Annotated in this window: 12 protein-coding genes; 6 read left to right on the forward strand and 6 right to left on the reverse strand. The window is 37.5% G+C overall.

The annotated features are described in order from the left end of the window. The 5 genes from EGI26_RS13340 to EGI26_RS13360 form a co-directional block, all read left to right on the forward strand. Nucleotides 1–874: transposase (locus tag EGI26_RS13340; RefSeq protein ID WP_255078996.1), on the forward strand; the 874-nt coding region annotated here is incomplete at its 5' end. Nucleotides 875–1,691: 817 nt separating this feature from the next. Beyond that, nucleotides 1,692–2,462: a Hachiman antiphage defense system protein HamA gene (locus tag EGI26_RS13345; RefSeq protein ID WP_255078998.1), complete on the forward strand. Its 771-nt coding sequence runs from the start codon at nucleotides 1,692–1,694 to the stop codon at nucleotides 2,460–2,462. Next, the gene (locus EGI26_RS13350; RefSeq protein WP_255079000.1) at nucleotides 2,462–5,455 is read left to right on the forward strand and encodes a DEAD/DEAH box helicase; all 2,994 of its coding nucleotides are present in this window, start codon (nucleotides 2,462–2,464) and stop codon (nucleotides 5,453–5,455) included. The genes EGI26_RS13345 and EGI26_RS13350 overlap by 1 nt, the downstream gene beginning before the upstream one ends. 185 nt (nucleotides 5,456–5,640) lie before the next feature. Beyond that, nucleotides 5,641–6,384, forward strand: coding sequence for a CPBP family intramembrane glutamic endopeptidase (locus EGI26_RS13355; protein WP_255079001.1), 744 nt, complete (start codon nucleotides 5,641–5,643; stop codon nucleotides 6,382–6,384). Nucleotides 6,385–6,513: 129 nt separating this feature from the next. Next, nucleotides 6,514–7,386 carry an alpha/beta hydrolase family protein gene (locus tag EGI26_RS13360; RefSeq protein WP_255079002.1) on the forward strand — a complete coding sequence of 291 codons (873 nt, stop codon included), beginning with the start codon at nucleotides 6,514–6,516 and terminating at the stop codon, nucleotides 7,384–7,386. Between the two features lie 54 nt (nucleotides 7,387–7,440). Here EGI26_RS13360 and EGI26_RS13365 read toward each other — a convergent pair whose 3' ends face one another. The 5 genes from EGI26_RS13365 to EGI26_RS13385 form a co-directional block, all read right to left on the reverse strand. Beyond that, nucleotides 7,441–9,528, reverse strand: a complete 2,088-nt coding sequence (locus EGI26_RS13365) for an alpha-amylase family protein (RefSeq protein ID WP_255079004.1) — start codon at nucleotides 9,526–9,528, stop codon at nucleotides 7,441–7,443. Nucleotides 9,529–9,986: 458 nt separating this feature from the next. Further along, nucleotides 9,987–11,480, reverse strand: coding sequence for a glutamate--tRNA ligase (gltX, locus tag EGI26_RS13370; protein WP_255079005.1), 1,494 nt, complete (start codon nucleotides 11,478–11,480; stop codon nucleotides 9,987–9,989). A gap of 62 nt (nucleotides 11,481–11,542) precedes the next feature. Next, entirely contained in the window at nucleotides 11,543–12,313 is a 771-nt protein-coding gene (locus EGI26_RS13375) for a bifunctional 2-polyprenyl-6-hydroxyphenol methylase/3-demethylubiquinol 3-O-methyltransferase UbiG (RefSeq protein ID WP_255079006.1), read from the reverse strand. 2 nt (nucleotides 12,314–12,315) lie between these two features. After that, nucleotides 12,316–13,125 carry a serine O-acetyltransferase EpsC gene (gene epsC / locus EGI26_RS13380; protein ID WP_255079007.1) on the reverse strand — a complete coding sequence of 270 codons (810 nt, stop codon included), beginning with the start codon at nucleotides 13,123–13,125 and terminating at the stop codon, nucleotides 12,316–12,318. Nucleotides 13,126–13,196: 71 nt separating this feature from the next. After that, nucleotides 13,197–13,760 carry a hypothetical protein gene (locus EGI26_RS13385; protein WP_255079008.1) on the reverse strand — a complete coding sequence of 188 codons (564 nt, stop codon included), beginning with the start codon at nucleotides 13,758–13,760 and terminating at the stop codon, nucleotides 13,197–13,199. 53 nt (nucleotides 13,761–13,813) lie between these two features. On the opposite strand from EGI26_RS13385, the gene EGI26_RS13390 reads away from it, so the two are divergent. Next, entirely contained in the window at nucleotides 13,814–15,028 is a 1,215-nt protein-coding gene (locus EGI26_RS13390) for an NADH-quinone oxidoreductase subunit D (protein ID WP_255079010.1), read from the forward strand. On the opposite strand, the gene EGI26_RS13395 is transcribed toward EGI26_RS13390, so the two are convergent. Beyond that, complete coding sequence (locus tag EGI26_RS13395; protein WP_255079011.1) at nucleotides 15,025–15,246, reverse strand: PspC domain-containing protein; 222 nt, start codon at nucleotides 15,244–15,246, stop codon at nucleotides 15,025–15,027. The two genes, EGI26_RS13390 and EGI26_RS13395, sit on opposite strands and share 4 nt — an antisense overlap. Nucleotides 15,247–15,330: the final 84 nt, after the last annotated feature.

Raw genomic sequence — 15,330 nt, forward strand, 5'->3', positions numbered from 1 at the left:
ACAGCTTGAACATGCCCAACAATGGATACTTTATCCCGAAAATATTGGCGAAAATCTATCTCTGGATGAGACCTGTCTTTCAAATGGTGATTTATATACCATATTGACCAACAAGGCTGCAAAAGGCAAAAAAGGAGCTTTAATTGCGATGGTCAAAGGTACTGTCAGTGATACAGTCATTGAGGTTCTACACAAAATTCCAGAGTCAAAGAGGAAAAAGGTGAAGGAAATAACATTGGACCTTGCTCCAACCATGGAGCGAATTGCTAAACGTAGCTTTCCTAAGGCTAAGCTGGTTTCAGATAGGTTTCATGTCCAAAAGCTAGCCAGTGATGCAGTACAAGAAATCAGAATCAAACATCGTTGGGCGGCAATAGATCAAGAAAATAAAGAAATAGAATATGCTAAAGAACTGAAGAAGAGGTACGTTCCAGAAGTTTTAGAAAACGGTGATACCTTAAAACAACTATTAATCAGAAGTAGATTTCTTTTGCATCAAAGAGAAAGTAAATGGTCTGCTTCTCAAGTACATAGGTCTGAGGTTTTATTTAGACTATATCCTGACTTAAAGCAGGCATACGACCTCAGCATGGAACTATCCAATATTTTCCACCAGTCAAAGAATAGATTAGTAGCTTTTAAAAAACTGGCCTTATGGTATAATTCAGTAGAAAAGTTTGAGGTGAAAACCTTCAATACCATCGCTAGAACTATTCAGAACAATTATGAATATATCCTAAATTATTTCGACAATAGAAGTACAAATGCTTCAGCAGAGTCTTTTAACGCAAAAGTAAAAGCACTAAGAAGCCAATTCAGAGGAGTAAGAGACATAAGTTTTTTCCTATTTAGATTACAGAAAATATATGCTTAACCTCCCCCCAACTTTTTGGATTGATCCGTGAGATTCCCCGTAGGCAGAGGCGTTATTGTAGCCTCCAAAGATGTGAAGTGAAAATTAAGAAGCCTCAAACGCAAGTTTGCGGCTTTTTTTTGTGGAAAAAATTCTGAAACTAACCACGTCCCTTTCAGGGATGAAACCGGTGATGCGGCATTCCGACGGTGCGACGTTTCGCCTGGGATGCCAGTCCAATCGATTCCCCGTAGGCAGAGGCGATATTGTAGCCTCCGAAGATGTGAAGTGAAAATTGAGAAGCCTCAAACGCAAGCTTGGGGCTTTTTTTTGTGGGAAATTTCTGAAATCTAAATTGTCAGGTCGAGTGTAGTCGAGACCACGTTCCTATTATCAGCTTTAGAATTTAGATTAAGTATAGGCCTAGATATAATAGCAAATTACCAATCATACCGCATCTCGACTACGCTCGATGTGACACGGTGATTGTCAGGTCGAGCGTAGTCGAGACCACGCTTCCATTATCAACTAAACACCAAAATCCCTAAAAACCTTCTTTTTGAATTCAAAATACTTCAATTAGTAATTAAACTCTACAAGCCACAAAAAACAACCCTTCAAAACCATTTTGAAATATAAAGAAGCCGATTGATAATAAAATAATTCGACACCCATTCAGAAAAAAAATATCTCTTATATTTGAGACAGAAAAATATGAGTAGGTATGCTGGAATGCCACACTTTCTTGACTTAGAACAAAACAGTTCCAAAACTAATACACTTTTTGTGTATATTTATTAATTACCAGTAAGCCTATGAAACCGAGTAAACTAAATTAATGAAAATTCTCCAGCACTTTGACAGAAGCAATACTGCAAGCCATATTTTATATCGTCTTAAAAAAGGCGAATGGGCTCAGTTTATTGCCAAACTACCAGAAGAATATAGAAATTGCTACATCACAGATAAAGCACTCGATGCATTAAGTAAGGAACGGAAAATTTCAAAATCGGAGTTTTTAGAGAAATATATTTTACCTGATGAACCAATAATAAAATCAGGAGATTTTGGAGAGATACTATGTTTCCATGCTGTAATTGAAAATTTTAAAAATAAAGGATTTGTGCTTTTTGCTCCAAGAAAATGGCGTTGGAAAGACAGCCGAAATAAAGCAGCACCCGGAGCAGATGCAATCCTTTTTCATGTTGCTAATCCAAAGAAGCCTACGAAAAAAGATATTCTTGTTACGATAGAATCGAAAATGAAAGCAGTCAATTCAAAGGAACACAGAATACAAGATGCGATTGACGGAGCTACAACAGATAAACTAACAAGAATGGCAAAAACACTTTCTTGGTTAGAAGAAAAATACGCTAAACACGGTGCGGAAGATAAAAGGCAATTGGTAGAAAGATTTAAAGACCCAGCAACTTTTGGTGATTATCAGAAACATTTCAAAGCTATTGCAATAATGGATAGCAACTTTGAAGCAGATGAAACAGGAAAAGCAGTTAACAACATTCAAGGTGTTACAGTAATTGTATTTTCAATTGAGGAATTGAAAAAGGCATACGAAGACACAAGAACTAATATTATAAAATCAGTGTAATGCCAGCAAGCAGACAATTAAATACTTGGATTGCAGAATCAGGCTCATGGCAGTCATACATTGACTTTAAATTGCCAGAAGATGAAAGAGCACAATACTCTTTCCTTTCTCAATACGACAACTTCTTTTTAAGTTTAATGTCAAGGGCAATTGAATTGCTAAAAGTTGAAGACAAAGAATCTGTTGTTGATGAATTATTAGCAACAGCAAAAGGCTTAGAAATATTTTCGCTATTTGAAAAGCGAAACCAATTCACAGGTGTAAATCATTCCAACAACATTTTATATGCTGCTGGCTTGTATTATTTATCAAACTACCCTGCTTCTGCTTGGATTCTATCAAAATTATATCCACGTAAAAATTATGAACTGGAAATAGACCAGTTTGTTTCAGGCTTTTTACAAAGAGACCTTTCAGGTGCAAATGAGCATACCTTGGTTTTAAAAAGGTTTCTTGAAAGTGGTAGTTTAAGATTACTAAGAATGCTAACAAGGCAGATTTCTTTGAGAAAAGAAACTGCATTTTCTGATGATATTGAGAACTACTTCTCACATTTTCTTGCTGAAACTATTTTAATCAAGTTTTTTGATGATAATATTTGGGCTGATTTACTAAGAGCATATAATAACCCTGACCATTGGAGAGCATATGTAATTCGCAACATAGAAAAGAAAGTTCCAGTATGGAGTTTCTTCCCATCTCAAAAATTGGCAATTCAAAAAGGAATACTAAGCGGCAATACTTGTTCATTACAAATGCCTACAAGTTCAGGCAAGACATCCATAAGCGAGTTAATTATTTATGATGAATTCAAACGAAATCCCGAGTGCAGAATTTTATATCTTGCTCCTTATAGAGCCTTAGCATCAGAACTAAAACAATCACTTGCAGTTAGTCTAGGTGAATTGGGAATAACTTCCAAAACTATTTTTGGTGGTAATCTTCCAACACAAGAAGAAAGAACCTCTATCAGTGAAGTAAATCTACTTATTTCAACACCTGAGAAATTCATGGCAGTTGAAGATATTTTCCCTGGAATATCTCAAATGTTTACAACTATAATCTGTGATGAAGGGCATTTGCTTGATGATGATTCAAGAGGATTGAGTTATGAATTACTTCTTTCGAGATTAAAAAGTAGCACAGAAGTTAAAAGGAGATTCATTTTTGTTTCAGCTATCATTCCTAATATTTCAACCGTAAACTCTTGGCTTGGTGGTAATGACGATTCATTAATAACTTCCGATTACAGACCAACCGAATTAGAATATGGATTCCTAAGGAAAATGGATAGAGTCAATGGATACTATCTTGACATTAACCCACATAAAAAGAGACCATACAATTACCAGTTATACAAATATTTGTTTGACGGGGAATTATCAATTCCTTTATCAAAAACAAAATCTAGAAAAATAACGAGTAAAAAAGGTATTTCGGTTGCGGTGAGTATCAAAGCAACTGGTTCAGGAACTGTTGCATTATTTGCACCACACAAAAGAGGACATACAGGGGTTGAAGGCTTGGCAGCAGAAGCACTTGTTCAATTATCAAGTAAGCCTGAAAATGGTTTGTTGAGATTTTCACCAGCAGGTTATTTAGATAACCTCGCAGAATATTTTTCTATTGTCTTTGGAGATGAATATTTACTTACAGAATGTTCAAGAATTGGCGTTCTATTTCATCATGGCGACTTTCCACAAAACGTAAGAGAAATTGTAGAAGATTCGCTTCGTGAAAATAAAATTCGATTTGTTATTTGCACAAACACTTTAGCGGAAGGTGTGAATTTGCCCATAAAGACTATGGTGCTTCATTCAACGATTAGATTTAATCCGTATTCAATCAATAACTATTCTCCTTTAAAAATTCGGGATTTAAAGAATTTAGTCGGGCGTGCAGGGAGAGCAGGCAAGGAAACAAAAGGTTTGGTTATTATTCCACATGAAGAGGATTTTGACCGAATTAATGACTTGATTTTAGAACGTAATGTTGAGCCAGTTAAAGGTCAACTTTATAACATAGTTCATCTTATCACAAATGCCTTGGAAAAGAGAAGGCTTCCAATCACTGCCGAGATATTGGATTCATTAGGTGAGCAACTACAAGAGTTACTAGACAATATAGATATTTCATTAATTGATTTGCTTGCGGAAGAAGTAGAACCTGCAAAACTTGATGCATTAGTAAACGAATTGGTAACAGAAACACTTTCCTATTATCAAGCAACTGAAAATGAAAAGATAACGCTTAACAAAATGTTTGGTTTAAGGGTGAACAAATTGCGACCAATAATTGAAAGAGGAGACTTTGCAATTCTAAAAAACAGCGGCACAAACATCAGGCTTTATGAGGAAATAATGGAGCATTTTGATTTCGATGATGAAATCTGGAATAATGAGTTTGAACCACTAGGTAAAAAGTGGCTGAAATACATTTTGGATAATGGAGTGTTTAAGCTAAACAGATTCACTAAAAATCTACAAGCATTCATCGAAGAAAATCGTTGTGAAGTTGATTCCGAAAAAGTAAAAAAAGCAATTCTATTGTGGATGAATGGAAATTGGTATGAAAAATTGAGTAATGATTTGGAACTTGAAACACATCAAGTTTTAAGGCTCATAAATTCGTTCATTAGTTACAATATTCAAACGGTAATTTCCTCAGTTATTCGTCTGAAAGAATTAAATACCAAAGAATATATATTGCCAACACAACTTGCAAATTGGTCATCCTACTTACAACACGGTATTAATTCTCAATTACAATTAGACTTAATTGAACTTGGCTTAATTGATAGAGTTGCAGTTTTAGAAATATCAAAATACTTAGTCTCTATTGGTTACGAACACAAGGACTATAAAACAATAAAATCATTTTTGCTTTTCAATGGAGTTGAAATAACAGGAGCAATTCGAGAGAACCTACCTGGAATTTCTTATAACAAACTGAGGACTTTTATTAACCGATTAAAAATGAGAAACATACTTTAGGATGAACTGTGAAATAAGAATAAGACCATCAGGTCTCATCACCTACCCATAAGTGGCAGTTCAGTGGTAAAATCAAGCTTTGTGCTTCTATCAAAGTTCGTGCTTCTTCTTCATTTAAGTATTTCGAAATCGCTAACTTAGGGTAGTAACAAACTGTTCTTCAAAAATTTATCTTCCCCAAAACAATGCACCCCCACCTAAAACCCCTCTACAGCAAAATCTTTGACCTAAACTGGAAATTTGGTCTATTTCTGATACTGTTGATATGTGTGCCGCGGTTTGTGTTGGTGCTTCAGGCCAATGCTTCGGGTAATTATGGGGCTATCGGCCTTATTATGACGGTTTCGGCTTTGGCTCCGTTTATTTTTTTGAACAAAGCGGGTCGTAAAGCCATCGGTATAAAGAAAGCTCAGGGTTTCAAATGGTTGTTTCTGGCCTTTTTGGCTGGGTTGGCGGCGAGCGTTTTTCTTTATTTTTTGGGTAAAACCTTATATGATACTTCTTACCAAAACTGGTATCAATACATCGGCAAATCTTATAAAATTCCGGCAGGCATCACGGCGGCAGACAAGCGGGTAATGTTTGGCATTATGGCCATTACGGGCATGATTTTTAGTCCCATCGGTGAGGAATTGTTTTTCAGGGGCATCGTACATAAGAGTTTTGAAAATTCTATTGGCGAGAAAAAAGCCTCTATTGTAGATGGCTCCGCTTTTGCACTTACGCATATTTCGCACTTCGGCTTGGTATTCGTGAACGAGCAATGGGCATTTTACCCCATCCCCACCCTGCTGTGGGTGTTGAGTATGTTTTTGGTGAGTTTAATGTTTTTTTATTTTCGCAAAAAATCGGATAGCCTTCTCGGAGCCATTGCCTGCCACGCCGCCTTTAATTTGGGGATGATTTATTGTATTTTTTATGGGACGTGAAGGGGTTAGACAGGATCAGCCTGACAAATTGCTGATTTCGGCTGCTCGAGTTGTTGAGCGATTTTCAGAAATGGTTTGCAAATCATTCATTTGGGTTATTTTTGTCTAAAATAATGAGATAGACGGCTTATGAAATTTTTATTAACGCTTGTATTTTGGGTTTGCGTGCTACCAGCTAATGCAGCCAGTGTGGATACGCTCGAAATACCAAGTGCTGCGATGAACAGGACTTTGAAGGCTGCGGTGGTGTTGCCAGCATCTTACACCAAAACTCAAGCCTTGTATCCCGTATTGTATTTGCTCCATGGTGCGGGTGGAAACTTCAGTACTTGGCTCAATAAAACGCATGACAAAAACCTCTTCCAGAACTTGGCAGATCAATACAATGTGATTGTGGTTATGCCTGACGGTGACATTTACAGTTGGTATTTGGATAGCCCAAGCAACAAAGAAAGTCAGTTTGAGACCTATATCTCGCAGGAGGTTGTGGCTAAAATTGATGTCATCTATCGCACAGTAAGAAGCCCAAAAGGTCGTTTAATCAGTGGCTATTCGATGGGTGGACATGGGGCTATGTATTTATCTGCACGCCATCCTGATATTTTCGGAGCGGCTGGTACCATGAGCGGTGCTATGGACATGGATTTTAGCAAATTCAAAATAAGCAAAGAGCAAATAAGCTCCACGAAAGACCTTTTTGAGAAGATTTTGGGCACTGGCGATATAAGAAACGAGGTTTTCTTAAAGAATTCTATTGTTAATATGGTGGACACTATTAAGAAAAATGCCATTCCAATCGTTATGGATTGCGGTGTGGATGATTTTTTGATTGACTTAAATCGTGAATTGCACGAGAGGTTACTCTATGCCGGGGTTGCCCATGATTACACCGAACGACCTGGTGCACATACCTGGCCATATTGGGAAAACGCCCTGCCCTACCAAATGCTTTTCTTTCACAATGTACTGAAAAAGAACGGCGTAAGTGTAGAATCCAAATGAGTTTTGCTTCATCTTCTGGTCAGAAAAGACTCGTACTGAAGCATCCTCAAAACATCAATACTCAAAAACCACTGCTTCGTAATTTTCAAGCTTGGCCACGGTAAAGGCTAATTCACCATTCTTTACCGAGAATGATATGGGCTTCTTGCTTGTTAGATAAAATGCTTTTTTGGGAATTCTTTCTGACTTTATGGAGACCTGAATTTGATGAACTGGCAGAGGTTCAAAGAAGGTATTTCCGCTAAAACCTGTAATATTGATGAGGTGCAGTATTTTGCCATCAACTGCATTTTTGTTGTTTTCGGTGTTGTATTTAAATTCCTTTAGAATCATTTCCACCCTTGGATGGACACTGGCTTTGAGTTCTTCAAAAACCTGATTGTTTAGATATTGTATAATATCGAGCAGAATACTCTTGTTTTGCTCATAGCCATGTAGATAGTACAATTTACCAAGATTCAGGGGTAAAATAACGTTTTTAGAAGTTCCGAAATCTTTCACAGACATGCCAAAATAACCCAAAGGATCGTGTCCACCGATTAATTCTGGAGGACCAGGTCTACCTTTGGCCAATATAGATAAATAGTTGGTATTTGCTTTCTCAAAATCGTACTGGGCCAAATTAAACTTCCAATGAATCATCGACTGGCCTTTGAGTCTGCCAAATAGATTTGGATTGTCGATTTTGAGATAATTGCCTGTTCCGTCCAATTCTTTTTTGATGACTTCAGCACCAAAAAGACTTTTGAGAGCTTGGGCGTTGTCAGAAAAGCTATTGTTAGTGGCAATGAGGTTTACGCCATCTTTGGATACATTTTGAAGCAATTTTATGGCATTTTCACTCAAATAAGTTATGTCTGGAAAAATTACAATTTTGTATTTTTTTAATCGCTCGGCATGTCTCTCTATTTGGGTATCTTCTATGATATCAAACTGTAAATGAGCCTCTTTGAGCATCAACATAATACCTCGGTATTCTTGCATTTTATTTCCCGAAGGCCATGCTCCCGGGGCAATGAGAGCTATTTTGGCCTGACTTTGGTATTTTCCGTAAAACTTCTCATTGGCCTTATGAAAACCATACACTTTTTTGTAAACCTCAAAATTCCGCTCGTCTTCGTAGCCTCGCATATCGCCCATCATACTCATATCTAAGCCCGAGCCGTTGGCAATATTTTCCCAAAGTCTGATTTCGACCTCCTCAGGCTCCACGGCATTGTACCTGCTTTGAAACGAAATCTGCTGGATACTGGCATTGCTGATGATGTGGTCGGGGTATGTGTTTGTTGCATTACCTACATTGTCAGATGCAGAATAAGGCCAATAAGGCAGGCTATTCGACTGCGACTCGTGCCTAATGATATCTACAAATTTTTCAGCATAGGTACAAATGGCGATGTTCTTGTTTTTAGACTTTACCAAATGATACAGTTTTTCTTGCCAAGCCTCGGTAGTGTGTTTTTTAAATTCCTCGTATTTTCTAAAAACCGAATCCTCTTTGTTCTCCACCAAAGGCAAGTTCAGTCCCGAATAGGCCAAGAAAGCCTTTTTATCATATTCATTTTGGTCGATCCCCTGATACAAATTCTCATAGGGATTGCGGGTCTGATAGCCGGGCATATTCTGAAATATACCATCAATTGGAAACATCTCGATAACTTCCATGATGATTTTGAACGCCTCCTCCTGCATATATGGGGCATTGATGGAAACTACATATTTGTCGGTATTGATCATTCGTTCGCCCTTTGGGGAGATGTAAAACCAATCGGGATGCTTATCAAAAATAGTCTTGTCAGCCCGACTGAAATCAAACCTCACCATCACTTTTATATTGTTTTGGTGGCATTTCTGAACAATTTCACCCAATACACCCGGACGCATGTAAGGATTGATGAAATGATTTTCCAATTTGGAAGGATAAAAAGCCATGATACCGCCAGCATTGATAATCAACGTATTGGCCGAATATTTCAGCAAATCCTCCACTATTTCGTTGGGCTGAATGGTCTTGGCTTCGTAGTCTGGCAGATTCAGTTGAATCACCCGGAGATTGTTTCGTTTCCACCATTCGTCTTGAGCGAAAATGTTTGAAACGAATACAAAGCAAAATACAACCAACAAGGAAATTTTGGTAGGCATGAGTTTTATTGAATAAATGTTGGGTAAAAATAGGGATTTAGATTTTTAAAAAAGAGCATTTGGGCTCAAAGAAAATAAGGTTGGTTGCATGCGAGAAGGTGGTGATTTATTTTTTTGTAATCAAAATATCATTTTTCGGGTAAACTGAAACCAAATATTTCCATAAAACATAATCTAAATATAATGTGACCCCGCTGGGGTCGAAATGCTTTTACCTCCTTCTTTTCTAATATAATGCGACCCCGCTGGGGTCGAAATGCATGTTACCCTCTTTGCTAATATAGTGCGACCCCGCTGGGGTCGAAATACATATTTATCATAACCATCTCACATAATCTGACCTCGCTGAGGTCAAATGGCAAAAAAATGACCGCAGAGCGGTCAGATTTTGTTTGCAAAATATTGTTAATCAGATTCTTCGACCTCAGAGAGGTCGGATTATGCATGAGCAGTGTTTCTCATAAAACTTCCAATGCCTTAATTATCCTTGAAATAGACTTTTCTTTGCCCAATATCTCTATGGTCAACATCAAATCTGGTCCTTTGCCTTCTCCAGTTAAGGCCAAACGCAAGGCTTGCATTATCTTCCCTGGCTTGATGCCTTCGGCTTCTAATCCTGCAAAAAGAGCATCATGAATAGCTGTTGAATTGAAATCAGAAACACTTTCTAATATTTTAGCAACTACTGGCATAGCTGATTTTGCCATATCGTCCCATTTTTTCTGGGCGATTTCTTGGTCGTACTCTTTGATTTCGTTGAATAAATATGGCACTTCAGCTATCATTTCTTTGCTGAAAGTCACACGCTCTTTCATCAATTTCACGATTTTTTCTGATAACGAAGAATCGTTTAAAGTAGCGTTCAACTCTTCCGCCAACAAAGCATCGTCTTTTTGACGAAGGTACATTTGGTTATACCATTTGGCTTTATTTACATCAAATCTCGCTCCTCCTTTATGGATGTTGTTGATATCAAAAGCCGCAATCAGCTCTTCCAAAGTCATGATTTCTTGCTCTGTTCCTGGGTTCCAGCCCAAAAATGCCAAGAAATTCACTACCGCATCTGCATAATAGCCATCTTCTCTGAATCCTCTTGAAATATCTCCCGTAGTTTTGTCTTTCCACTCTAACGGAAACACGGGAAAATCGCCTAAAACACCATCTCTTTTACTCAATTTACCATTTCCTTCTGGCTTCAACAACAAAGGCAAGTGGGCAAACTCTGGCGGATTCCAACCAAATGCTTTGTAAAGCAAAACATGCAATGGAGCCGATGGCAACCACTCTTCTCCACGAATCACATGGGTGATTTCCATCAAATGGTCGTCAACAATATTGGCCAAATGATAAGTAGGCATACCGTCAGATTTTATTAAAATCTTATCATCAATGGTAGACGAATGTACCACCACCCAATCTCTCACGATATCTTTAAACCTGATTTCTTCTTTCAAAGGCACCTTCAAGCGTATCACATGAGGCTCCCCATTTTGTAATTTGGCCGCAACTTCATCCGCAGACAAGGTCAATGAGTTTTTCATTTGCATCCTCGTAACGGCATTGTAAGAAATATTATCCACTTTGGCTTCTTCCAAAGTTTTTCTCAGCTCATCCAATTCTTCGGAGGTATCAAAGGCATAATAGGCTTTTCCAGCATCTACCAATTGTTGAGCATATTTGCTATAAATTTCTTTTCTTTCTGACTGTTTGTAAGGCCCAAATGCTCCGCCTTGTTGTACCCCTTCATCTATCTTTATACCTACCCATGCCAATGCTTCTTGAATATATTCTTCAGCTCCTTCTACGAAACGGGTTTGGTCGGTATCTTCTATTCTCAAAATCATGGTTCCACCCATTTTTTTGGCAAAAAGATAGTTGTAAAGAGCGGTGCGAACACCACCAATATGTAAAGGTCCTGTGGGACTTGGAGCAAATCTTACTCTAACACTCATAAATAAAAATTAAATTGGGATGCAAAAATAGGAAGCTATGGGGTAAAAACACCCGAAAACTGTCATTTTTCTTTTTTTATGACCAAAAATATGGAACTACCGAAAGGTGATTTTTCCAGGATTTTACTCTCAAATTTACAGATATTGTAAAACAGATTATTCATAAACTCAGATGGCATTTCTACGTCTGACTTTATATTTTGTAAATCAACCAAATTGAGTTTCAATTTGAGTTTTTGTACCAAACGAACCACCAAAATCAAAGGCGAAAGAAATAGAGACCAATAATGATGATTTACGATTGAAGCGTTTTTTGTTCTGGACAAATAAGCTTTGAAATCTTTCAAAACAAAACGTTTTTTACTTCCAACGGCTATATCGTGGGTACCTCTGAAAACCTCAAAAGCATTGTTGTTGGTTATGAAAACTCCGTTTGGCTTTAAAATATCGACTATTGAAGAAATAGTTTTCTCGATAATTAAATCATCGAATTGGTAAAGGACATCATCAGATACAATTATATCAAAAGACTCTTTTTCAAAAACTCCTTGAAGATGGGTTATGTCTAATTTTTGAACATCCAGTCCGCGGCTTTTTGAAAACCCTACGGCATCATCGTTAAAATCTAAGCCTTTTATATTCTGATAACCAGTACTTTGTAGTTTCAAAAGCAAACCACCAGTACCGCAACCCGCATCTAAAATTTTGATTTGTTTGTTGCCTTTCGAGAAAGAATTTATCTCCGAGATTACTTTTTCATGAAGAATTTTATACCACCAAAGTTTTTCTTCTGTCTCGAACATGGAGCGGTATTCTTCGCTATTGATGAGCATATTTATACCGCTTCGTTCTCAACTACTTTGATTTCTGGCTTGTGATAAACCGTAGAATTAGCAGGCACTGACTTGGTCAACCAAACGTTACCTCCGATTACACTATTCTCACCAATTGTAGTATTTCCACCCAAAATAGTAGCTCCAGAATAAATCACAACATTGTCTTTAACTGTAGGGTGACGTTTCGTGTTGGCCAATGCTTTGTCCACGCTCAACGCTCCCAAAGTTACGCCTTGGTATATTTTCACATGGTTGCCTATGATACAAGTTTCACCGATAACCACGCCCGTACCGTGATCTATAAAGAAATATTCGCCAATTTCGGCTCCTGGGTGAATGTCAATTCCTGTTCGAGAATGAGCAAATTCTGTAAGGATTCTTGGTATAAGATTCACCTCTAATTTGTGCAGTAAATTCGCCAAACGATAGATTGAAATAGCATAAAAACCTGGATAAGCCCTCACGATTTCGAACTTACTTTTGGCGGCAGGGTCACCTTCCAATATGGCATCCACATCGGTATTCAACAGTCTAAATAATTCAGGAATTGAATTATTGAAGACATTTACTTTTTCGTTTATGTTGCAATTTTTGCATTGATCGGTAGTTTCTAAAAGGTGCTTGAGCTCGTTTCCGAGGTTCCAAAACTCACCCTCTATTTCGTCCACACTCCTAAAAAACTCCTTGGCTTGCTCGGGATAGAGCAATCGAATCACTTTAATGGCCCAAGAAGAAATATCTTTGGTAGAAGGCACAGCCTCAGTATTCTGGTGTTTCTCGTAAATGCGTTTTAAAAAAGACTGATCCATGAAAATTGTTTTTTATGCTAACAAGCGATAGGCTTGGCTGGTTCAAAAGTAATAACGCAAAAAGCTTACCATTAGGTCAATCTACGCTGAATTAATGTCTGAATCAGAGAAAAAAGTTGATCGGGCTTGAGCGTTCGCCAGTTTTCTATCTGCAAAGTACCTCCATAATTGATATAATAATCGAGGTGAAACCTTGAAAATTCTGTAAGAATAAAGTCTCGGAAATTCAAGGCCACTATCCAGCCATCTTCCACATCCTCAAACCATTCCTCGTAATAATCGTCCTCGCCACCATGAAATTGAAATAGATTTTCGCCAATCAATATAAAATGCTTGATTCCTTGTTTCAGAAACACATCTACAATGTTCCTTTTGAGATACATTACATCATTGTGCAAAGTATCGTTCCATTCTCCAATGAGCTCAATCACAGCATATTTCAATGAATAATTGACCATCAAAACTTTCAAATAAAGCGTTTCTGAGCCTATTTCGTCCCAGTCGGGATGTAGATAATAACTGTAAACAGTGTTTCTGTATTGATTGATTTCGGGTTTCTCAAAAAACGGACTTTTAGCATCTTCATAAGGCAAATAATATTTTTGCCAATTATAAAAAGGTTCGATTTCGTGCATTTTAAACTTGAATCTAGATTTTTGTTTTTATTTTTGAACCAGAAAAAATTTCGATGCAAAAAATTCAATACAAATATAGAAGGGAAAACCTTAGTGAGTCTGAACCGACAAAATTTAATTATGAAAATCTTTCGTCGGAAGAAATGCTCATTAATCTTGGGCCGCAGCACCCTTCTACGCATGGTGTACTTAGAATTGAGGTAGTCACGGACGGCGAACTCATCAAAGAAGTGGTTCCGCATTTGGGCTATTTGCACCGTTGTTTTGAGAAACACGCCGAATCTTTGCCTTTCAACCAAATCATACCGTTTGTAGATAGACTGGATTATGTAGCAGCCATGAACTCTGAGCATGCCTATGTAATGGGTGTAGAGAAAATGCTTGGCATAGAAAATACCCTTCCGAAAAGAATAGAATATATCCGGGTTTTAGTGGCCGAACTCAACAGAATCGCCTCACATTTTATAGCTATCGGTACTTATGCGTTGGACATTGGTGCTCAAACGCCTTTTTTATGGTTGATACGCGACAGAGAATCTATCCAAAGATTATTGGAATGGGTTTCTGGAGCGAGAATGCTGTACAATTATATTTGGGTAGGAGGCCTATTCTATGATTTACCACTCGGATTTGAGGAAAAATGCCTAGAATTCGTCAATTATGTTAAACCCAAACTCGAAGAACTCAAGCAGATTATTATTGATAACCACATCTTTATTAATCGTACGGCTGGTGTTGGGGTTTTACCGATGGATTTGGCCATAAACTACGGCTGTACTGGCCCCGTATTAAGAGGGTCGGGTTTAAAATATGATTTGAGACGCGTAGATGCCTATTCTGTTTATCCTGAGATTGAATTTGACATTCCAATCGGTGAAGGAAAAATGGGTAAAACGGGTGATTGTTGGGATAGAAATTACGTCAGATTGATGGAGTGCTGGGAATCTATCCGAATAATAGAACAATGTTTGGAAAAACTCACAAAAGAACACAAACGTACCAGAGACTTTGACCCTCAGGCTTTTGTACCAAAAAAAATAAGACCAGTAGAAATGGATTTCTATGCAAGGGCAGAAAATCCGAAAGGTGAATTGGGCTTTTTCTTCAGAACAAATGGCAAAACTGATGTACCAACTAGGGTAAAATGTAGGGCGTGTTCATTCAACAACCTCTCGGTTTTACCTGAAATATCAAAAGGCTGGATGATTGCTGACCTTGTGGCGATTATTGGTTCTCTGGATTTTGTGATGGGTGAAGTAGATCGTTAAATCTCCCAGATGCTCGACTGTTTACTTCTTCTAAACTGATTTTTAATTTCCATCCAAAAAGCCAAAATCAAGTAGATAATTACTGGTGAACCTAGTGTAAAGAAAGAAGCGTAAATAAAGTACATTCTGATGCTTTTTGCTGAAAAATTCAACTTTTCACCTATCTTAGAACAGACCCCAAAAAGATTATTTTCAAGTATGTATTTAAACTTATTCATCAGGTTTTAATTTTATGTAAATGAGGCTATTGACCCAAATTTGAAAAAAAAATTTGATTTTTTCTAATTTTTAACCCAAAAAAG

Source organism: Lacihabitans sp. CCS-44 (genome assembly GCF_024343735.1).
Taxonomy (GTDB): Bacteria; Bacteroidota; Bacteroidia; order Cytophagales; family Spirosomataceae; genus Leadbetterella.